The 18967-nt window shown below is 68.2% G+C and carries 17 protein-coding genes; 7 read left to right on the top strand and 10 right to left on the bottom strand.

The window, feature by feature from the left end; translation table 11 throughout:
• Window positions 1–53 precede the first annotated feature (53 nt).
• The 3 genes from aceK to ACSQ89_RS04550 are packed head-to-tail and all read right to left on the bottom strand — an operon-like array spanning window position 54 to window position 3014.
• A complete protein-coding gene (aceK, locus tag ACSQ89_RS04560) occupies window positions 54–1865 on the bottom strand; it encodes a bifunctional isocitrate dehydrogenase kinase/phosphatase (RefSeq protein WP_436293807.1) in 1812 nt (603 codons plus the stop codon).
• 4 nt (window positions 1866–1869) lie between these two features.
• Window positions 1870–2577, bottom strand: a complete 708-nt coding sequence (can, locus tag ACSQ89_RS04555) for a carbonate dehydratase (RefSeq protein ID WP_093109601.1) — start codon at window positions 2575–2577, stop codon at window positions 1870–1872.
• Between the two features lie 41 nt (window positions 2578–2618).
• Window positions 2619–3014 carry a MerR family transcriptional regulator gene (locus tag ACSQ89_RS04550; RefSeq protein ID WP_093109477.1) on the bottom strand — a complete coding sequence of 132 codons (396 nt, stop codon included), beginning with the start codon at window positions 3012–3014 and terminating at the stop codon, window positions 2619–2621.
• Window positions 3015–3112: 98 nt separating this feature from the next.
• Between ACSQ89_RS04550 and ACSQ89_RS04545 the strand changes: the two genes are divergently transcribed.
• The 6 genes from ACSQ89_RS04545 to ACSQ89_RS04520 are packed head-to-tail and all read left to right on the top strand — an operon-like array spanning window position 3113 to window position 9749.
• Window positions 3113–4174 (top strand): MBL fold metallo-hydrolase, encoded by a 1062-nt coding sequence (locus ACSQ89_RS04545; RefSeq protein WP_093109476.1) that lies wholly within the window; start codon window positions 3113–3115, stop codon window positions 4172–4174.
• Window positions 4171–5499: a leucine-rich repeat-containing protein kinase family protein gene (locus ACSQ89_RS04540; protein WP_436293808.1), complete on the top strand. Its 1329-nt coding sequence runs from the start codon at window positions 4171–4173 to the stop codon at window positions 5497–5499. Before ACSQ89_RS04545 ends, ACSQ89_RS04540 begins: the two co-directional genes overlap by 4 nt.
• A 13-nt stretch (window positions 5500–5512) precedes the next feature.
• Window positions 5513–6427 carry a pseudouridine synthase gene (locus ACSQ89_RS04535; protein WP_436293809.1) on the top strand — a complete coding sequence of 305 codons (915 nt, stop codon included), beginning with the start codon at window positions 5513–5515 and terminating at the stop codon, window positions 6425–6427.
• A 49-nt stretch (window positions 6428–6476) separates the two neighbouring features.
• Window positions 6477–7118: a response regulator gene (locus ACSQ89_RS04530; RefSeq protein ID WP_093109473.1), complete on the top strand. Its 642-nt coding sequence runs from the start codon at window positions 6477–6479 to the stop codon at window positions 7116–7118.
• On the top strand, window positions 7111–8922 hold the full coding sequence (locus ACSQ89_RS04525; RefSeq protein WP_093109472.1) for a hybrid sensor histidine kinase/response regulator: 1812 nt from the start codon (window positions 7111–7113) through the stop codon (window positions 8920–8922). Before ACSQ89_RS04530 ends, ACSQ89_RS04525 begins: the two co-directional genes overlap by 8 nt.
• Window positions 8923–8978: 56 nt before the next feature.
• A complete protein-coding gene (locus ACSQ89_RS04520) occupies window positions 8979–9749 on the top strand; it encodes an SDR family oxidoreductase (RefSeq protein ID WP_093109471.1) in 771 nt (256 codons plus the stop codon).
• A gap of 12 nt (window positions 9750–9761) precedes the next feature.
• Here the strand turns inward: ACSQ89_RS04520 and ACSQ89_RS04515 are convergent, their stop codons facing one another.
• The 6 genes from ACSQ89_RS04515 to ACSQ89_RS04490 form a co-directional block, all read right to left on the bottom strand.
• Window positions 9762–10649: a M48 family metallopeptidase gene (locus tag ACSQ89_RS04515; protein ID WP_436293810.1), complete on the bottom strand. Its 888-nt coding sequence runs from the start codon at window positions 10647–10649 to the stop codon at window positions 9762–9764.
• 9 nt (window positions 10650–10658) lie between these two features.
• Window positions 10659–11414, bottom strand: coding sequence for a lysophospholipid acyltransferase family protein (locus ACSQ89_RS04510; RefSeq protein ID WP_093109469.1), 756 nt, complete (start codon window positions 11412–11414; stop codon window positions 10659–10661).
• Window positions 11414–11995, bottom strand: a complete 582-nt coding sequence (gene gmhB / locus ACSQ89_RS04505) for a D-glycero-beta-D-manno-heptose 1,7-bisphosphate 7-phosphatase (RefSeq protein ID WP_093109468.1) — start codon at window positions 11993–11995, stop codon at window positions 11414–11416. Before gmhB ends, ACSQ89_RS04510 begins: the two co-directional genes overlap by 1 nt.
• Window positions 11996–12005: 10 nt before the next feature.
• A complete protein-coding gene (gene glyS, locus ACSQ89_RS04500) occupies window positions 12006–14156 on the bottom strand; it encodes a glycine--tRNA ligase subunit beta (protein WP_436293811.1) in 2151 nt (716 codons plus the stop codon).
• A 3-nt stretch (window positions 14157–14159) separates the two neighbouring features.
• Complete coding sequence (glyQ, locus tag ACSQ89_RS04495; RefSeq protein ID WP_093109466.1) at window positions 14160–15065, bottom strand: glycine--tRNA ligase subunit alpha; 906 nt, start codon at window positions 15063–15065, stop codon at window positions 14160–14162.
• 239 nt (window positions 15066–15304) lie between these two features.
• Window positions 15305–16375 carry an asparaginase gene (locus ACSQ89_RS04490; protein WP_436293812.1) on the bottom strand — a complete coding sequence of 357 codons (1071 nt, stop codon included), beginning with the start codon at window positions 16373–16375 and terminating at the stop codon, window positions 15305–15307.
• 229 nt (window positions 16376–16604) lie between these two features.
• On the opposite strand from ACSQ89_RS04490, the gene ACSQ89_RS04485 reads away from it, so the two are divergent.
• Complete coding sequence (locus ACSQ89_RS04485; protein ID WP_093109600.1) at window positions 16605–17240, top strand: TetR family transcriptional regulator C-terminal domain-containing protein; 636 nt, start codon at window positions 16605–16607, stop codon at window positions 17238–17240.
• Here ACSQ89_RS04485 and ACSQ89_RS04480 read toward each other — a convergent pair.
• The gene (locus ACSQ89_RS04480; RefSeq protein ID WP_436293813.1) at window positions 17237–18961 is read right to left on the bottom strand and encodes a SagB/ThcOx family dehydrogenase; all 1725 of its coding nucleotides are present in this window, start codon (window positions 18959–18961) and stop codon (window positions 17237–17239) included. The two genes, ACSQ89_RS04485 and ACSQ89_RS04480, sit on opposite strands and share 4 nt — an antisense overlap.
• Window positions 18962–18967: the final 6 nt, after the last annotated feature.

Raw genomic sequence — 18967 nt, 5'->3', positions numbered from 1 at the left:
CCCCGGTAGGGGGTTGGCGGAGCGACACGAACTGCGCGCAGCCTGGGGGCGAGCTAAAAGTAAGGCGCATGGCCATCGTGAATGAACCGCTGCGCCTCGTCGTAGGGAAAAACGTCCAGCATCTGGCCGGCCTGGATGCGCTCCTTGTGGCTTTGCCAGAAGGCGGCGTCGAGCAGGTCGGCATGGTGGGCCATGAAGGCCTCGCGCACCGCCTCGTTGCCGAGCAGGAAGGGGCCGAAGGTCTCGGGGAACACGTCCTTCGGGCCGACCGAGTACCAGACCTCGCCGCTCATCTCGTCTTCCTCGTGGATCGGCGTCGGCACGCGGCGGAAGTTGCAGTCGGTGAGGTATTCGATCTCGTCGTAGTCGTAGAACACGACCTTGCCGCCGCGCGTGACGCCGAAGTTCTTCCACAGCATGTCGCCGGGAAAGATGTTGGCCGCAACCATGTCCTTGATGGCATTGCCGTACTCGATGACCGCATGCTCCAGTTGCTTGCCCGCGCGCTTGGCATGCTCGGGATGCTCCATCTGGTCGAGGGCTTCGTGCAGGTAGATGTTGAGCGGGATCATGCGGCGCTCGATGTAGACGTGCTTGAGCACCACCTCCATCTCCCCGTTGCCGTCGCGGTCGCCGATCTCGAGCTGGCTGGGCGCGAACTTCTGGATCTCCTCGATCAGCTCGGGCTCGAAGCGGTCGAGCGGGAAGCCGACGTCGCTGTACTCCAGCGTGTCGGCCATGCGGCCCACGCGGTCGTGCTGCTTGACCAGCATGTACTTACCCTTGATCTGCTCGCGCGTGGTGTCCTTCTGCGGCGGGTAGAAGTCCTTGATGACCTTGAACACGTAGGGGAAGGACGGCAGGTCGAACACCAGCATCACCATGCCCTTGATGCCGGGCGCGATGCGGAACCTGTCGCTCGAGTAGTTGAGGTGGTAGAGGAAATCGCGGTAGAAGAGCGTCTTGCCCTGCTTGGCCAGCCCGAGTGCGTTGTAGATCTCGGCGCGCGGCTTGCGCGGCATCAGCGAGCGCAGGAACTGCACATAGGCCGAGGGCACTTCCATGTCGACCATGAAGTAGGCGCGCGCGAAACTGAAGAGCATCTGCAGGTCTTCCTCGCCGAAGAGCGCCGCGTCGATGTAGAACTTGTCCGCGCTGTCGTGCAGGATCGGCAGCGCGAAGGGCAGTTCGATGAAACCGTTGATGATCTTGCCGACCACGTAGGCGCCCTTGTTGCGGTAGAACAGGCCCGACAGCACTTGCAGCTGGAAGTTGGCGCGCAGCTTGACCTGGTGGAAGCGCCCGAGAATGGCGGCCGCCACGCGCTCGGCGTCGCGCTTCAGGTTGGCGTAGCCGCCCTGCAGCGCGTAGTCCTCGAGCATGCGCTCGATGGTGTCGGCCAGCGTCTCGCGCTCGGGGTAGTAGGCGCGGTAGGTGGGCGCATCGCGCGGCTCGATGTACTCGGTGCTGATGGCCGGCCGCACGAAGATGAAGTCGTTCTGGAAATAGGCGCGGTGCAGGATCTTGGTGGTTACCGAGTTGAAGAAGCTCTCGGCCAGCTCGGGCTGGTGGTGGTCGACCAGGAGGCCGATGAAGTGCAGCTTGACCTGGTGCCAGACGTCCATCGGCTGGTCGCCGGCCTTGAACTCCTTCTCGAGCCGCGCCACCGCCTCGCTCACCCGCAGATCGTAGAACTCGATGCGCTCGCGCTGCGCCCGCTGCTGGCCGTGCCAGTCGGCGGTTTCGAAGCGGTGCTTGGCGCGCGCCGACTCGGCGCGGAACAGCCGGTAGTGGCGGTTGAAGCCGTCGCGCATCGCCTTTGCGATGTCGTAGGCCAGCGGCGAGTCGAGGCGCTGGGGGAACATGGTCTCAGTCGGTTTCCTTGAGCACGTCCGGAACGGGTTGGGCGGCTTCGCCCGGCTTGCTCCACTTGTAGCGAATGCGCTGCACCGCTGCGCGGTACAGGTTGTCCAGCGGCTTGGAGCCGTCGACGGTCATGCCCAGGTCCTCGAGCAGCCCGTCGTGCACGCCGAAGGCCCAGCCGTGGATGGTGACCGTCTGGTTGCGGCTCCAGGCGTCGACCATGACGGTGCTGACCGCCACATTGACCACCTGCTCCGCCACGTTGAGTTCGCACAGCGCATCGGCGCGCACGGTTTCCGGCAGGCTTTCGAGCATGACCCGGTGCCGGTCGCGCACGTCCTGGATGTGGCGGATCCAGTTGTCGGCGATGCCGATGCGCGCGCCTTCGAGCGCGGCCTGCACGCCCGAACAGCCATAGTGGCCAACCACCATGATGTGCCGGACCTTGAGGCGCTCGACCGCGAACTGGATCGCCGACAGCGCGTTGAGGTCGGAGTGCACCACGATATTGGCCACGTTGCGGTGCACGAACACTTCGCCCGGCTCGAGGCCGGTGATCTGGTTGGCGGGCACGCGGCTGTCGGAGCAGCCGATCCACATGTACTTGGGGGTCTGCTGCTTCACCAGGCTGGTGAAGAAGCCGGGGCGATCGCGCTCCATCCGCGCAGCCCAGCTGCGGTTGTGGGAGAACAGGTCATCGAGGTTGTCGGGCATGGTGTTGTCCATTGTCGGTGACTGGGGTGAATATCGGGCCCTCAGCGGGCCTTGGGTTTGACGGCACGCGCGAGCGCGGCGCGCGCCTGCTTTTCCTGTGCGCGGACCTCGGCGAGGTTGGTCTCCAGCTCGGCCAGCTGGGCCTCGAGCTGGGCGCGGTGGTTGCCGAGCACGCCGAGAAAGCGCTGCAGCTGCGCGGCCGTGTCGCGCGGGCTGTCGTACATGTCGAGGATCTCCTTGGCCTCGGTCAGCTTCAGGCCGAGCCGCTTGGCGCGCAGGGTGAGCGTCAGCCGTGCACGGTCGCGCGCGGTGTAGACGCGCTGCTGCCCGGCGCGCTCCGGGGCGAGCAGCCCCATGTCCTCATAGAAGCGGATCGCCCGCGTGGTGAGGTCGAATTCCCTGGCGAGTTCGCCGATGGTGAAAGTCTGCGAAGGCATGATGCGGGTGCGGGGTTGCGGCGGTGACAGCACATTCGGGCTGCACTGCCTACAATGATGGCTCTTCCCCATGACGTTTACGTTAACGTCAATCGTACATGAACCTCCTCGAACGCGAACTCCAATACCCCTTCGGCGACACGCTGCCTGCACCGGGCGAGACTTTCGAGGTCGCGCCCGGCGTGCGCTGGATCCGCATGGCGCTGCCCTTCGCGCTCGACCACATCAACCTCTGGCTCTTGCGCGACACGCTCGACGGCGTCGAGGGCTGGACGGTGGTGGACTGCTGCATCGCCCACGATGCCTCGCGGGCGCAGTGGGAGCAAATCTTCACCACCCAGCTCGAAGGCCAGCCGATCCTGCGCGTGCTCGTGACCCACATGCACCCCGACCACATCGGCCTGGCCGACTGGCTGTGCGAGCGCTGGAACGCCCCGCTGTGGATCAGCGCCACCGACTACCACGTGGCGCGTGTGCTCACCAGCGCGGGCGACACGCTGGCCGGCGGCGACGCGGCGGCGGACTTCTTCGCCTCGCACGGCCTGGTCGACCCCGAATCGGTGGCCAAGATTCGCGCGCGCAGCAACTACTACGCGAACATGGTGCCCGCGGTGCCGGCCAGCTTCGTGCGCCTGCTCGACGGCGCCACGGTCTCGATCGGCGGGCGCGCCTGGCGCTGCATCAGCGGCTACGGCCACGCGCCCGAGCACATCGCGCTCTATTGCGAGGAGCTTGGCGCGCTGCTCGGCGGCGACATGATGCTGCCGCGCATCTCGACCAACGTGAGCGTGCATGCGGGCGAGCCCGAGGCCAATCCGCTGCGCCTCTTCCTCGACAGCATCGAGCGCTTCAAGACCCTGCCTGTGGGCACGCTGGGCCTGCCCTCGCACGGCAAGCCCTTCACCGGCATCCACCGGCGCGTCGAGCAGTTGCAGGAGCACCATCGCGACCGACTGGCCGAGCTGCTGGAGGCCTGCACGCAGAAGCCGCACAGCGCGGCCGAGGGCCTGCCGATCCTGTTCAAGCGCCAGCTCGATCTGCACCAGATGACTTTTGCGATGGGCGAGACGGTGGCCCACCTGCACCTCTTGTGGTTCGAAGGGCTGCTGCAGCGCCGCAAGGGCGAGGACGGCGTCTACCGCTTCGGCGTGTTCGCATGAACAACACGCTGGCCCAGCTGCGTGAGGGCCGGCTGGCCGGTGTCCGGCGGCTGGACCTCGCGTGCGGACTCACCGAGTTCCCGCGCGAGATCTTCGAACTGGCGGACACGCTGGAGGTGCTCGATCTCTCGGGCAATGCGCTCAGCGCCCTGCCGGACGACCTGGGCCGGCTGCACCGGCTGCGGGTGCTCTTCTGCTCGAACAACCGCTTCACGCGTCTGCCCGAATCGGTGGGGCAATGCGCGCAACTCGATATGGTGGGCTTCAAGGCCAATCGCATCCGCAGCGTGCCGGCCGCCTCGCTGCCGGCGTCGCTGCGCTGGCTGATCCTGACGGACAACGAGATCGAGGCCCTGCCGCCCACCATCGGCCGCTGCACGCGGCTGCAGAAGCTGATGCTTGCCGGCAACCGCCTGCAGTCGCTGCCGGCCGAGATGGCCGCCTGCCAAGGGCTCGAGCTGCTGCGCATCTCGGCCAACCGCCTCGATGCCCTGCCCGAATGGCTGCTCACGCTGCCGCGGCTTTCGTGGCTGGCTTTCGCGGGCAATCCCTTCGACGATCGAGCCGAAGCGGCGGCGCTGGCCGCAGAGGCCATTCCGGCCATCGACTGGAACTCTCTCTCGCTGCAACACAAGCTCGGTGAAGGCGCTTCCGGCCTGATTCATCAGGCGGACTGGACCGGGGCTGACGGTGGCATCCAACCGGTGGCAGTCAAGCTGTTCAAGGGTGCCGTCACCAGCGACGGCTGGCCTCACAGCGAGATGGCGGCCTGCATCGCCGCCGGCGCGCACCCCAACCTGATAGCAGTGCGGGGCCAGGTCGGCAACCACCCCGAGGCCACGCCCGGCCTCGTGCTGGCGCTGGTGGATCCGCGCTTCGCCAACCTGGCCGGCCCGCCCAGCCTGGCTTCCTGCACTCGCGACGTCTATGCCGATGCCGCCGGCTGGCCGGTGCCGACCGCGCTGCGCATGGCGCGCGGCATCGCCTCGGCCGCGGCACAGCTGCATGCGCACGGCATCCTGCACGGCGATCTCTACGCCCACAACATCCTGTGGGACGGCCAGGGCGACTGTCTCCTGGGCGACTTCGGCGCCGCCTCCTTCCTGCCGTTGGACGACGGCGCGCAGGCCCAGGCGCTGCAGCGCATCGAGGTGTGCGCCTTCGGCCATCTGCTGGCGGAGCTGCTGGCGCGCTCCCGGCCGGCCAACGGCGAGGACCATGCCGCGCTCGCACTGCTGACTGGTCTTCAGGCACGCTGCGTGCAGCCCGAGCCCGCCGCGCGCCCGGCCTTCGCCGAGATCGCATCGGCCCTCGCAGCCGCCTGAGCGCGAACCCGCCATGCCCGCTCCCCTGCCGCTGCCCACCCGCGACGGCGTCGGCCCGAGCTGCGTCGCGCTGCCGCCCGGCCCCTGGCCCACCATCGCCGAGTTCCTGGTGCAGCGCTTCGCGGCCATCCCGCGCGCCACCTGGGAAGCGCGCATGCGCTCGGGCGAAGTGGTCGACGAGCACGGCGTGCCCGTCACCGAAACGCGGCCCTACCAGCCGCGGCTGCGCATCTACTACTACCGCTCGCTCGAGACGGAGCGCCGCATCCCTTTCGACGAAGTCATCCTGTTCCAGGACGAGCAGCTGCTGGCCGTGGACAAGCCCCATTTCCTGCCGGTCACGCCGGTGGGCAAGTACGTGCAGGAGAGCCTGCTCGTGCGCCTGAAGCGCAAGCTGGGCCTCGACGACCTGGCGCCCCTGCACCGCATCGACCGCGAGACCGCCGGCGTGGTGCTGTTCTCGGTCCAGCCCGCGACCCGCGGCATCTACCACGCGCTGTTCGCCGAGCGCGAGATCGCCAAGCACTACGAGGCCATCGTGCCCTGGCATGGCGATCTGGCGCTGCCCGCCGTGCGCCGCAGCCGCCTTGTGGACGATTCGCATTTCATGCGCATGCGGGAAGTGCCCGGCGAGCCCAACTCCGAGACGCGCCTCGAGCTGCTGGAGGCCGGCGAGGGCTGGGCCCGCCTGCTTCTCGCGCCGCTCACGGGACGCAGGCATCAGCTGCGCGTGCACTGCGCAGCGCTCGGCATGCCGATCTGCAACGACGCGATCTATCCCGAGCTTCTGCCCGAGGGCGACGAAGACTTCGAGCGGCCGCTGCAGCTCTTGGCCAAGGGGCTGGCCTTTCGCGATCCGGTCACCGGCATTCGGCGCGAATTCAAAAGTGCAAGAGCGCTTTCACTGCCGCTTCGACCAAAGTCTTAGCCCGTTCATTCCGGCCTCAATCTGATGAATACTCGGGCCAGAGGTACCGATGAACGTATTGATGATTGATGACCACGTGATGTTCTTGCAGGGCATGAAGAACCTGCTGAGCGTCCTGGTTCCCGAGCTGCGCGTGGAGACCACGGGCGAAATGACGAATGCCGCGAAGCTGGTGGAGCTCGCGGAGTTCGACCTGGTGCTGCTCGACTGGCACCTGGCCGATTGCGATGGCGAAGAGTCCATTCGCCGGCTGCGCGATGCGGGCTGCATGGCGCGCATCGTGGTGCTGTCCGGCGAGACCAACGCCACGCTGATCCGCAACTCGGTCGACCTGGGCGCGGCCGGCTTCATTCCCAAGAAGTACAGCTCGGAAATGATGGTCGCTGCGCTGCGGCACGTGCTGGCCGGACGCATCTTCCTGCCGCTGGAAACCCTCAACGCGGCCCCGCCCGATGTCGAAGCCCAGCCGAACACGGGCAACGACCCTCGGCTCGCAGGCCTCACCGCGCGCCAGATGGACGTCTACCGCGCAGCCGCGCGCGGTCTGCCCAACAAGCTCATCGCACGCCAGCTCAACATCGCCGAGTCCACCGTCAAGGCCCACCTGACCGCGGTCTACACCGCGCTCGGCGTGCGCAACCGCACCGAGGCCGCCTACCAGGCATCGCGCGAGGGCATCCGCATTGACTGACACCGCGTCCGCGCCGATTCCGCTCGCCGGCAGCACGCGCGAGGCACGCATCGGGCGCCGCATTCTCGAGCGCCGGCTGGCGCTGATCCTGCAGTACTCGCGGCGCCTGCCGCTCAACTACCTGGGCTACATCCTGGTGGCCTTCATCGTCTGGCGCCAGGGCGTGCAGGTCTGGCCCTGGATCTGGCTGGCCCTCACCGGCGCCGTGATGGTGTACCGCTGGCGCCTGGGTCTGGCAGTGGAGCGCGCCGAACCCGAGACCCAGCTGCAGTACCTGCCGCGGCTGCTGCGCGGCTTCGACCTCAACGGCATCTCGACCGCGGCCATCGTTCCCTTCGCCTTCTTCGCGCCAGGAGACTTCGCGCCACTGGCGGTGGCCGCGGTGCTGATGGCCGGCTGCACCATCGGCGCCGCCTCGGTCGCGGGCTCGCAGCGCGCCTTCGTGGGCTTCTGCACGCTCACCTTCTTGTGCCTGGCCGGCGGCTGGGCCTGGCGCGGCGGGGCGGTGGGTTACATGTTCGGGGCCGGCATCGTGCTCGTCTATTTCATGCTGCTGGCCACCGTCAGAGACCAGGGACGCATGCTGCACAAGCTCATGAATGTGGTCGACGACAACGCGGTTCTGTCCGAAGCCGTGCGCCAGGAGCGCGACCGCGCCACCGCCGCCAGCGAGGCCAAGACGCGCTTCTTCGCGGCGGCCAGCCACGATCTGCGCCAACCGCTGCATGCGCTGTCGATCAACGCGACCACGCTGGACATCCTGGCGCGGCGCGCCACCGATCCGCTCCTGAAAGAGGTGAGCCGCGGCATCGGCAGCGCGCTGCGCCAGAGCAGCGGCCTCCTGGACGGCCTGCTGGACATCTCGCGCCTCGACGCCCACACCATCGAAGCCAAGTTCGCGCCGCACGACATCGGCGCCGTGCTGCGCGCCTCGCGCGACGAATATGCGGCGCTGGCGGCGCAGCAGGGCCTCTTCATGAAGGTGCTGGCGCCCGACGCGCCGCTCTGGGGCCTCACCGACGGCGACCAGCTGATGCGCATCGTCGGCAACCTCGTGAACAACGCCATCAAGTTCACCACCAGCGGCGGCGTGACGCTGTCGGCACAGCCGGGGCCCGACGGCCGGGTCGTGGTGCGGGTGAGCGACACCGGCCCCGGCATCCCGGAGAACGAGCGGGAGCGGGTGTTCGAGGAGTTCTACCAGATCGGCAACCCCTCGCGGGACCGCGCGCAGGGCCTGGGCCTCGGCCTCGCGATCGTGCGCCGCACGGCCGACCTGTTGAAGATCGAGCTCAAGCTGGACAGCGAGCCGGGCCGCGGCACCACCTTCGAGCTCCATATCGCGCCTGCCGTTCCGTTGGACGACTCCCACCCCGAGGTGGCGAATTCGCTGGCGCGTTCCTTCGACGGCACGCGCCTGGCCGTGCTGCTGGTCGACGACGAGGCCGAGGTGCTGTCCGCGATGTGCACCTATCTGCACCAGCTGGGCTGGTCGGTGAAGGGCGTCGCCAACGGCCTCAAGGCCGAGCAGGCGCTGGCCGAGGGCTTCGAGCCCGACGTGATGGTGGTGGACTACCGCCTGCGCGAAGAGACGGGCCTCGACGTGATCGAAAGACTGCGCCAGAAGAAGCCGGATCTGCCGGCCGTGATCGTGACCGGCGAGACCGCGCCGATGCGCTTCCGCGAGTTCTCGAGCGTGGCGGCGCGCATCCTGCACAAGCCGCTCGACGGCGACCGGCTCGCGCGCACCCTGCAAGAGGTGGTGCTGGCGCTGGACGAAGAGGAACCGCTGGCACCAAGGTGACGGCGGCCGGCGCCCGTGCGCACTAAGCTCCTGCGCATATTTAGGAGACACAGCGCATGGACACCACCCGACTCTTTTCGCTCGAGGGCCGCAGCGCCCTCATCACCGGCGGTTCGCGCGGCATCGGCCGCATGATCGCCGAAGGCTTCCTGGCGCAGGGCGCCCGCGTCTACATCTCGGCGCGCAAGGCCGCGGCCTGCGACCAGACGGCCAAGGAACTCTCGGCCTTCGGCCACTGCGTCTCGCTGCCGGCCGACGTGTCGACGCTGGAGGGCGCGCAAGCCCTGGTCGACGCCTATGCCAAGCACGAAGGCACGCTCGACATCCTGGTCAACAACGCCGGCGCCGCCTGGGGTGCGCCCTACGAGGAGTTCCCCGAAAGCGGCTGGGACAAGGTGGTCGACCTCAACCTCAAGACCCCCTTCTTCCTGACCAAGGCGCTGACGCCGATGCTCAAGAAGGCGGCTACCGACCACCTGGCGAAGGTCATCAACATCGCCTCGATCGACGGCATCTCGATCAATCCGCAGGAAACCTACTCGTACGCGGCCAGCAAGGCCGGGCTGATCCAGCTCACGCGCCGCATGGCGCTGCGCCTCGCGCAGGACCGCATCGTCGTCAGCGCGATCGCGCCGGGCGCCTTCGCTTCCGACATGAACAAGGTCGCGCGCGACCATGGCGACGAGATCAAGGGGCACATTCCGGCGGGACGCATCGGCGAGCCGGAAGACATGGCGGCTGCGGCGATCTACCTCGCATCGCGCGCTGGCGATTACGTGATGGGTTCGACGCTGGTCGTCGACGGCGGCGTCACGCACGCACGCTGAACGACACCCGGTTCACCACGTCGGAACCGGGTGCTCCTTGAGCTGCTGCCGCAGCGCGCCATAGTCCGGCAGCACGCTCTCGACCGTCTCCCAGAAGCGCGGGCTGTGGTCCATCACGCGCAGGTGGCTCAGTTCGTGCGCCACCACGTAGTCGATCACCGACATCTTGAAGTGCACCAGCCGCCAATGCAGCCGGATCGCGCCGTCGGCGCTGGCGCTGCCCCAGCGCGTGGAGGCGTTCGACAGCGCCAGCTTGCGCCAGGCCACGCCGAGGCGGGGCGCAAAGTGGTCGAGCCGCTCGGTGAAGACGCGCCGCGCCTGGCGCATGAGCCAGGCTTGCGCGGCATCGCGGATCTGGGCCTGATTGGCGTTGTTCGCCAGCGCGAGGCGCAGCGTGTGCGGCGCAACGCCCGCCCCCGCATCGAGCATCGCGCCGATGCCGTCGAAGGCATGGTGCGGATCGAGCCGCACCACCACCGGCTCGCCGAGAAAGGGAAAGCTGACGCCGTCCTTCCACTCGATGCGCGCCGCTTCCAGCTGCGCATGGCGCTGCTGCGTCTCGGACAGCTTGCGCAGGATCCAGTCGGCCTTCTCCTTCACCGCGGCATCGACATCGCGCAGCGCCACCCAGCGCGGCGCGCGCACCGACAGGCCCTCGGCACCGACCACGAAGCCGATGGTGCGGCGCTTGCCGCGCGTGAACTCGTAGGCCACGCGGGCGTCGCCCAGCACGAGCTCGCGCGTGGCGCGCGGATGGACGAAGCTGGCCGGGCTCATCGCATCGGCCAGCGGGATCGCAGGCGGGAAGACGGTGCCCGCCGGCGCTTGTTCGACGGCGGGCGCAGGCGCAGGCGCAGGCTCGTCGAACAGGTCGAGCGTGAACTGCAGTAGGCTGCGCATGGCCGGGCCTCAGGCCGAAACCGTCTCGGTCGAGACGTAGGCCTCGGGATCGAGCCGGCGCATCTCGCCCTCGATCCAGGCCTCGACCTCGCGCATCAGCTCGTCGGGCCGGCGCCCGACGCTCGAAATGGCCGGACCGATCGAGACATCGACCACGCCCGGGCGCTTGATGAAGGCCTTGCGCGGCCAGACCTTGGCCGAGGTCACGGCGATCGGGATCACCGGCACGCCGGTCTCGCACGCGAGCCGAGTGCCGCCGGTCTTGTAGACGCCCTGCCGGCCGCGCGGAATGCGCGTGCCTTCGGGAAACATGATGATCCAGATGCCCTGCGCCAGCAGCTCGCGGCCCCGCGCGACGACCTTGTTGAAAGCCTGCGTGCGCTGGCTGCGGTCGATGTGGATCATGTCGAGCCGCGCCATGGCCCAGCCGAAGAAGGGCACGTAGATCAGTTCCCTCTTGAACACGAAGGCCAGCGGATGCGGCATCAGCGTGGGCATCAGGAAGGTCTCGAAGGTCGACTGGTGCTTGACCAGCAGCACGCAGCCGGCGAGCTTGTCCTGGGGCAGGTTCTCCATGCCGCTCACGCGCGTCTTGATGCCCAGCAGCAGCCGCGCGCCGCCGATGGCCCAGCCGAGCCAGCGCGCGGCCATCCAGTACAGCGGAATGCCGCGCTTCCAGAGCGAGCTGACCACCATGATGATGCCCCAGGGGATCACCGTGACGAGCATCCACAGCGCGTGGACGAGAGAGCGAAGGAAGGCCATCAGACGGCCACCTGCAGGGTGGCCTGCTGCTCTTCGCGTTCCAGCAGGAAGTCGACGAAAGCCGCCAGATCGTCGTGGACCTGCGTGTTCGGCGGGTACTCGGGCGGCAACGGCGTCACGCCGCGGCAGGCCGCGCCCATGCCGGTCAGCAGCAGGTGCGGCTCGCAGCCGGCGGCCGCGCCGGCCTGCATGTCGCGCAGGCTGTCGCCCGCAACCGGCACGTGGGCCAGGTCGACGCCATAGCGCTCACCGATCTGGTGGAACAGGCCCGGCTTGGGCTTGCGGCACTCGCAGCCCTCGTCGGGGCTGTGCGGGCAATAGAACACCGCATCGACGCGGCCGCCCACCGCCGCCAGCATCTTGTGCATCTTGGCGTGCATCGCGTTGAGCGACGCCATGTCGAACAGTCCGCGGCCGAGCCCGGACTGATTGGACGCGATCACGACATGCCAGCCCGCATGGTTGAGCCGCGCGACCGCCTCCAGCGCGCCGGGCAGTGGCGTCCACTCGATGTCGCTCTTGACGAAGTCCTCGCGGTGCACGTTGAGCGTGCCGTTGCGGTCCAGGATGACGATTTTCATGATGTGCCGATCAGGTGGCGAGGCGCTCGAGCTGCGCCACGCGGTTCATCGCCGCATGCAGCAGCATCAGGAGGCCGAGTCGGTTGAGGCGCAGGTCGGACTGCTCGGCATTGACCATCACGCCGTCGAAGAAGGCATCGACCGGCTCGCGCAGCGCGGCCAGGGTTTGCAGCGAGGCGGTGTAGTCGCCGGCGTCGAACTGCGCATTGGCCACGGGCACGACCTTCTGCATCGCGGCATGGAGCGCCTTTTCGGCCGGCTCCTGCAGCAGCAGCTCGCTCACGTGCGCATCGGCTTCGGGCGACTTCTTGAGGATGTTGCCGATGCGCTTGTTGGCCGCCGCCAGCGCGGGCGCCTCGGGCAGCGCGGCGAAGGCGCGCACGGCGGCCAGCAGCTTGGGCACCTCGCCGAGGCGCTGCGGCTGGGGCGCCAGCACGGCGTCGACCTCCTGGGCGCTGGCGCCCTGCTCGCGCAGGCTGCCGGCCAGGCGGTCGTAGAGGAAAGCTTCAAGCGCCTCGGTCGGGTCGGCGAGCGCGGCTTCGCCCGCCTTCGGCGCGAAGGCGGCGAAGGCCTGGCCGAGCAAGGCGCGCAGTTCGATCGGCAGCTGGCGCTCGATCAGCATGCGGATCACGCCCAGTGCATGACGGCGCAGCGCGAAGGGATCGCGGTCGCCGGTGGGCAGGTTGCCGATGCCGAACATGCCCACCAGGGTCTCGAGCTTGTCGGCCAACGCGACCACGATGCCGACGGGGTTGCGCGGCAGCTCGTCGCCCGCGAAGCGCGGCTTGTAATGGTCTTCGACCGCATCGGCCACCGCGGGCTCGAGCCCGTCGTGCAGCGCGTAGTAGCGGCCCATGGTGCCCTGCAGCTCGGGGAACTCGCCGACCATGTCGGTCACCAGGTCGGCCTTGGCCAACTGGGCGGCCTGCACCGCGTGCGGCGCTAGCGTGCTGTCGTGCGACGCGGCGCCCAGCTGCTCGCCGATGGCGTGCGCGATGCGCATCACGCGCTGCACGCGTTCGCCCTGGGTGCCCAGCTTGTTGTGATAGACCACCTTGGCCAGCGACTCGACGCGCGAGGCCAGCGATTTCTTGCGGTCCTGGTCGAAGAAGAACTTGGCGTCGGCCAGCCGCGGGCGCACCACTCGCTCGTTGCCGCCGATCACCGCGCCGGCATCGTCGGGCCGGATATTGCTGACCACCAGGAACTTGTGGGTGAGCCGGCCCGCGGCGTCGAGCAGCGGAAAGTACTTCTGGTTGGCCTTCATCGTGAGGATGAGGCACTCCTGCGGCACATCGAGGAACTCGCGCTCGAACTCGCACACCAGCACGTTGGGGCGTTCGACCAGCGCCGTGACTTCGTCGAGCAGCGCGTCGTCGTCGATCGGCTGCGAGCCCGTGCCGACCGTCAACGCCGCCTCGGCCAGCTGGCGGGCGATCTCGAAGCGGCGGGCCTCGAAGCCCGCGATCACGGCGCCTTCGTCGGCCAGCTGCACCGCATAGCTGTTGGCGTCGCGCAGCACGATCGGATCGACCTGCGCCTCGAAGCGGTGGCCATGCGTTTCGCGCCCGGCCGAAAGGCCCAGCGCCTCGACCGGAACCACCGTGTCGCCATGCAGCGCCACCAGCCCGTGGGCCGGACGCACAAAGCTCACGCTGCTCCAGCCGGGCAGCTCGCAACCGGTCTCGAGCTGGTAGCTCATGACCTTGGGGATCGGCAGCTTGGCGATGCTCTCGGCCAGCGCCTTCTGCAGCCCCTCGGCCAGCGTCGCGCCGCGGGCGGTGCTTTCGAAGAACAGGGCTTCGGCCTTGCCGTCCATCGCGCGCTTGAGGCCGGGCACGGCCGAGGCGTCGGCGCCCAGCGCGGCGAGGCGCTTGAGCAGTGCGGGGCTCGCGTTGCCGGAGGCATCGAGCCCTACCGTCACCGGCATGAGCTTCTGCGAGACCGCGCGGTCGGCGGCCTGCCCCAGGACGTTCGTGAGGTGCGCCGCGAGGCGCCTCGGCGAGGCGTAGGCGGTGAGCACCGAGCCGGCATCGGCCAGGCCCTGGGCCACCAGCTGGTCGCGCAGCACGCCGGCGAAGGCGTCGCCGAGCTTCTTCAGCGCCCTGGGGGGAAGTTCCTCGACGAAGAGTTCGACGAGCAGGTTGTTCTTGGAAGTCATCGCTCAGGCCGCCTTCTTCGAGATCTCAGCGACCCATTCGCGCGGCGCCATCGGGAATCCGAGCCGTTCGCGGCTTTCGTAGTAGCTCTGCGCGACGCTGCGCGCGAGATTGCGGATGCGGCCGATATAGGCCGCGCGTTCGGTCACGCTGATCGCGCCGCGCGCGTCCAGCAGATTGAAGCTGTGGGCCGCCTTGAGCACCTGCTCGTAGGCCGGCAGCGCAAGCTTTTGTTCCATCAGGTATTTCGCCTGCTTCTCGTGCGCGGCGAAGGCGGTGAACAGGAAGTCGGCGTCGCTGTGCTCGAAGTTGTAGGTCGATTGTTCGACCTCGTTCTGGTGGTACACGTCGCCATAGCTGATGCCGGGCGCCCATTCCAGTTCGTAGATGCTTTCCTTGCCCTGCAGGTACATCGCGAGCCGCTCCAGCCCGTAGGTGATCTCGCCGGTGATCGGCCTGCAGTCGATGCCGCCGACCTGCTGGAAGTAGGTGAACTGCGTCACCTCCATGCCGTTGAGCCAGACCTCCCAGCCCAGGCCCCAGGCACCGAGCGTCGGGTTCTCCCAATCGTCCTCGACGAAACGGATGTCGTTCTTCTTGAGATCGAAGCCCAGCGCTTCGAGCGAGCCGAGGTAGAGCTCGAGGATGTTGCTCGGCGCCGGCTTCAGCACGACCTGGTACTGGTAGTAGTGCTGCAGGCGGTTCGGGTTCTCGCCGTAGCGGCCGTCCTTGGGGCGGCGGCTCGGCTGCACGTAGGCAGCTTTCCAGGGCTCGGGGCCCAGCGCTCGCAGGAAGGTGGCGGTGTGCGAGGTGCCGGCGCCCACCTCCATGTCGTAGGGCTGCAGCAGCGCGCAGCCCTGGGCGTCCCAGTAGGACTGAAGCTTGAGGATGATTTGTTGGAAGGTCAGCATGGTGGGCCTGGTGGCCGGTCGGAGGCAGGCGGCTTCCGACGCGACGAGTCGGCCATTTTAAGAGCGCCCAGACGCAGGAACGGCCGCAGGGCTTGCGCCACTGCGGCCGGTTGTGCGGAGCCAGGTGTCGCGCCTTCCTCCGCGGAACACCGCGGAACCGGCTTTGCCGAGCCGCTGGTGTTGCCCCCTCGAAGGGGGTTGGCGAAGCGACACGAAGTGCGCGAAGCCCGGGGGGTGGGCTAATACTCCCAGAAGATGCGCTGGAGCTGCTTCGGATCGTTGGTCTTGGTGAGGGCCACCATTGCCAGGATGCGCGCCTTCTGCGGCTTCAGGTCGTGCGCGACCACCCAGTCGTACTTGTCGTCGGGCTGCTCGGCGTTGCGGATCACGAAGCCGTCGGACACGCGCGAGGTGCGGATGATCTGCACACCGTCGCCGCGCAGCTTCTGCAGCACCGGCACGATGCGGTCGGCCACCGAGCCGTTGCCGGTGCCGGCGTGGATCAGCGCCTTCACGCCGCTCTTGCCCAGCGCGTCGATCGCGGTGGCAGGTACGCTGCCATAGCCGTAGACGATGTCGACCGCGGGCAGCGCCGTGATCTCGTCGATGTTGAACTCCGACTGCGTCGTGTGGCGCTTGACCGGCGCGCGGAACCAGTAGTTCTTGCCTTCGACGATCATGCCCAGCGGGCCCCACTGGCTCTTGAAGGCCTCGGTCTTGATGTTGACGACCTTGCTGACGTCGCGGCCGCTCTGGATTTCGTCGTTCATCGTCACCAGCACGCCCTTGCCGCCGGCGTCCTTGCTGGCGGCGACGTTGACGGCGTCGAACAGGTTCAGCGCGCCGTCGGCCGAGAGCGCCGTGCCCGGGCGCATCGAGCCGACCACGATGATCGGCTTGGACGTGCGCACCACCAGATTCAGGAAGTAGGCGGTTTCCTCCAGTGTGTCGGTGCCATGGGTGATCACGACGCCGTCGACGTCGGCCTGCTTCGACAGAGCCGAAACGCGCTTGGCCAGCACCATCAGGTTGTCGTTGGTGAAGCTTTCCGAGGCGATCTGGAACACCTGCTCGCCGCGCACGTTGGCGACCTTGGAGATCTCGGGCAGGCCGGCGATCAGCTTGTCGACCGGCACCTTTGCGGCGGCATAGGTGGCGCTGTTGACGGCCGAGGCGCCGGCGCCGGCGATGGTGCCGCCGGTCGCGAGGATCACGACGTTGGGCAGGGATTGCTGGGCATGCGCGATGGCGCTGGCGGCGACCACCGCGGCGGCCGCCGCGAAGCTGCGGAAACGGGGGGCGAAGAACATGGAAGCTCCTGTTGGGGTGTGACTAATTTCACGAAGCCGCGAGACGATACAGGAAGCGTGCCACGCCGTCACAGCCCTGAAATGCCTTGTGTGCATGCGACGATGCAGGCCGCCCGGCAGCGCGCCGCGGGCGAGATCGGATCGAAGCGCTACCATCGCCACGGCGGCACAGCCCGCCCAAGCGATGACGAGCCCAACCCTTTCCCCCGCGCCCGTGGCGGCGCAGCAGATGCCGGCGCCGGACGGCCCGCTGTCGCGTGCCCGGCCGGGGCGCGAACGCATCCTGGCCGCGATCCGCAGCGCGGCCATCGCCGAATTCAGCCTGCATGGCCTGAAGGGCACTTCGACCCAGGCGATCGCGGCGCGCGCCGGCCTCACCAAGCCCCAGCTGCACTACTACATCGCCGGCAAGGAAGAGCTCTACGAAGAACTGCTGATGCAGGTGCTGCACGACTGGAAGGTGGTGTTCTCCTTCGAGGAGCATGCCAACGACCCGGGGGCCGTGCTGGGCGACTACATCCGCAAGAAGCTCGACCACGCCTTCGACAACCCCGAGATCTCGCGCATCTTCACGCGCGAAGTGCTCGACGGCGGCCGCAACCTCGAGCGGTACTGGCCCAACGCGCGCGCCTGGACGCAAAAGAAGGTCGACATCATCAACGGCTGGATCGCGCGCGGGCAGATGCGGCCGCTGGATGCGCGCCTGCTCTTGATGCACATCTGGGCGATGACGCAGAGCTACGCCGACTACGCGCTGCAGACGCGCGTGATGCTCGGGCTGCCGCCGGATGCGCCGATCGAGCGCGAACCGATCGCGCGCGAGCTGGTGGCTTTCGTGCTGGGCGGCTGCGGGATCAAGGCTTAGTCCTTCTTGTCCTGCGCATGCGCGCCGTAGGGCGCCAGCGTGGTCAGCCGGCTGTCCCGCACCGGGCCGCCAACCGTGAAGTGATAGAGCGACTGGAACTCCAGGTCGCTGAAGCCGAACACCTGGTGCACCGGGTCGTCGAAGAAGCAGCCGATGCCCGTGGCTCCGATGCCCGCCGCTTCGGCTTCCAGGTAGAGCACCTGCCCGATCACCCCGGTTTCCCAGAAGAGCGGGCGATAGAACCAGGGGCCGTGCGTGAACAAGGCGTCCCGATACTCGGCGATCATGCCGAGCGAAAAGACCCCGTCGCCCGCGATGTCCTGCGAGCAGCTCACTTGCGTCGCGAGCTGTCTCGCATCGCCGCTTTCCAGCCTGTGAAGGGGAAGGTCCGCCGGGCATCCAGGGGGCCTGGACCAGTCGAAGTGCCGATGCATGGCGCGCTTGAGCTTGTCCAGTTTGGCCGGGTCGCGGACGAGTACGTACAGCCCCGGGTCGAGCCCGTCCACCCGATGAACGAACAAGGCGAGGTGGATGCGCGGCTCCCAGGCCATGGCATCCCAGGGCAACGGCCGCCGGTTCACCTCCAGTTCCACGCGCGGCATCACGCGCGCGAGCATGGCGTAGAAGCGCTCAGTCGTGATCGAGGTCCGGCCGTCGCAGGCCAGGAGGCTGCGCCGCTGGCGGATGATCCTGCCCGCCGACGGCCCGTTCGGGAACGCTGCGCTTCGATGCGCCGGGGCTGGCGCGTCGAACAGGTCCAAGCCATCGCGCTCGCCGGTCGGTTGGCGTGAGGCGAGCGTCACCTCGTCGATGACGGCCCAGTCGATCGGGTCGTCTTGGCTGAGTCGGTTCGCCGTTCCGCACCAGTCTTGCTTCGTGAGCTCGCGCGCCAGCAGCGGATCCAGGCCGAGCGGCAACGTGCGCTGCGCGCCTGCACACCACCGCCCGGCCGCCTCGTTCGGCCAGACGAGCATGACGAGCTCCGGCTGTTCGCGCTCGGCGCCTGCGAAGTCCTCGGCCCGGTTCAGCCCCAGCAAGGCTTCGATGCTTTCATCGGCCAGGCCATGGAGCACGACAGCGCTCCATCCCAGGGTCCCGGCTGCGATGCGAAGCGTGCCGACGGCATGGCCCGCGTCGTGCTGGCAATAGCGGAACGCGCGTTCGCCGTACTTCCACGCTTCGCGCCAGTGGATGGACGAGAGTCCGACCAGAAAGGCCTCTGGGGGAAACTCTCGCATCAGCTGCGCGAACCACTCAGCGGAGGCGTTGGCACGCCGTTCCAGACCGTGCTCTCTCGGCGCGTAGTGGTACAGGCCGGGTGCCGGCGCCAGCCCGGGACACGCGCCGATCAGCAGGTAGCCCTCGGTGGGATGCAGGTTGCCGCTCGAAGGGTTGCTGCGCAGCGCCCAACGCGTGCCGCCCGCCTGTTTCCAGGCCGACAGCGCAAGCGCGTACTCGAACAGCCGCGACAGCGAGCGGACCATGACGGGCGCGCTCGGCACCGCGCCCCGACGATAGATCTCCTGGTAGCGAGGCGACACCGGCTCTTCGTCCGCGCCAAGGATGGGCAACTGCGTGAGCGGCGCCCCCTCGTAACGGCGGAACGGGTTGGGTTGGTTCACCCAATCCAGGGTGCCGGCGGAGCGCGCATAGCGGTGGAACTGGTGCTTGGTGCACTCGTGGTAGCGCAGCACCGCTTCGAGCTTGTCGGCGTCGTGCATCTCGGC

This window comes from Variovorax sp. LjRoot175 (genome assembly GCF_964253805.1).
In the GTDB taxonomy this organism is placed as follows: domain Bacteria; phylum Pseudomonadota; class Gammaproteobacteria; order Burkholderiales; family Burkholderiaceae_C; genus Variovorax.
Note: the sequence above shows the minus strand (reverse complement) of the source record. Positions and strands in the feature narration are given on the sequence as shown.

Excerpts from the sequence above, each read along its gene's own strand:
- aceK (WP_436293807.1), bottom strand. The coding sequence starts at position 1,865 with ATGTTCCCCCAGCGCCTCGACTCGCCGCTGGCCTACGACATCGCAAAG.
- can (WP_093109601.1), bottom strand. The coding sequence starts at position 2,577 with ATGCCCGACAACCTCGATGACCTGTTCTCCCACAACCGCAGCTGGGCT.
- ACSQ89_RS04550 (WP_093109477.1), bottom strand. The coding sequence starts at position 3,014 with ATGCCTTCGCAGACTTTCACCATCGGCGAACTCGCCAGGGAATTCGAC.
- ACSQ89_RS04545 (WP_093109476.1), top strand. The coding sequence starts at position 3,113 with ATGAACCTCCTCGAACGCGAACTCCAATACCCCTTCGGCGACACGCTG.
- ACSQ89_RS04540 (WP_436293808.1), top strand. The coding sequence starts at position 4,171 with ATGAACAACACGCTGGCCCAGCTGCGTGAGGGCCGGCTGGCCGGTGTC.
- ACSQ89_RS04535 (WP_436293809.1), top strand. The coding sequence starts at position 5,513 with ATGCCCGCTCCCCTGCCGCTGCCCACCCGCGACGGCGTCGGCCCGAGC.
- ACSQ89_RS04530 (WP_093109473.1), top strand. The coding sequence starts at position 6,477 with ATGAACGTATTGATGATTGATGACCACGTGATGTTCTTGCAGGGCATG.
- ACSQ89_RS04520 (WP_093109471.1), top strand. The coding sequence starts at position 8,979 with ATGGACACCACCCGACTCTTTTCGCTCGAGGGCCGCAGCGCCCTCATC.
- ACSQ89_RS04515 (WP_436293810.1), bottom strand. The coding sequence starts at position 10,649 with ATGCGCAGCCTACTGCAGTTCACGCTCGACCTGTTCGACGAGCCTGCG.
- ACSQ89_RS04510 (WP_093109469.1), bottom strand. The coding sequence starts at position 11,414 with ATGGCCTTCCTTCGCTCTCTCGTCCACGCGCTGTGGATGCTCGTCACG.
- gmhB (WP_093109468.1), bottom strand. The coding sequence starts at position 11,995 with ATGAAAATCGTCATCCTGGACCGCAACGGCACGCTCAACGTGCACCGC.
- glyS (WP_436293811.1), bottom strand. The coding sequence starts at position 14,156 with ATGACTTCCAAGAACAACCTGCTCGTCGAACTCTTCGTCGAGGAACTT.
- glyQ (WP_093109466.1), bottom strand. The coding sequence starts at position 15,065 with ATGCTGACCTTCCAACAAATCATCCTCAAGCTTCAGTCCTACTGGGAC.
- ACSQ89_RS04490 (WP_436293812.1), bottom strand. The coding sequence starts at position 16,375 with ATGTTCTTCGCCCCCCGTTTCCGCAGCTTCGCGGCGGCCGCCGCGGTG.
- ACSQ89_RS04485 (WP_093109600.1), top strand. The coding sequence starts at position 16,605 with ATGCCGGCGCCGGACGGCCCGCTGTCGCGTGCCCGGCCGGGGCGCGAA.
- ACSQ89_RS04480 (WP_436293813.1), bottom strand. The coding sequence starts at position 18,961 with ATGCACGACGCCGACAAGCTCGAAGCGGTGCTGCGCTACCACGAGTGC.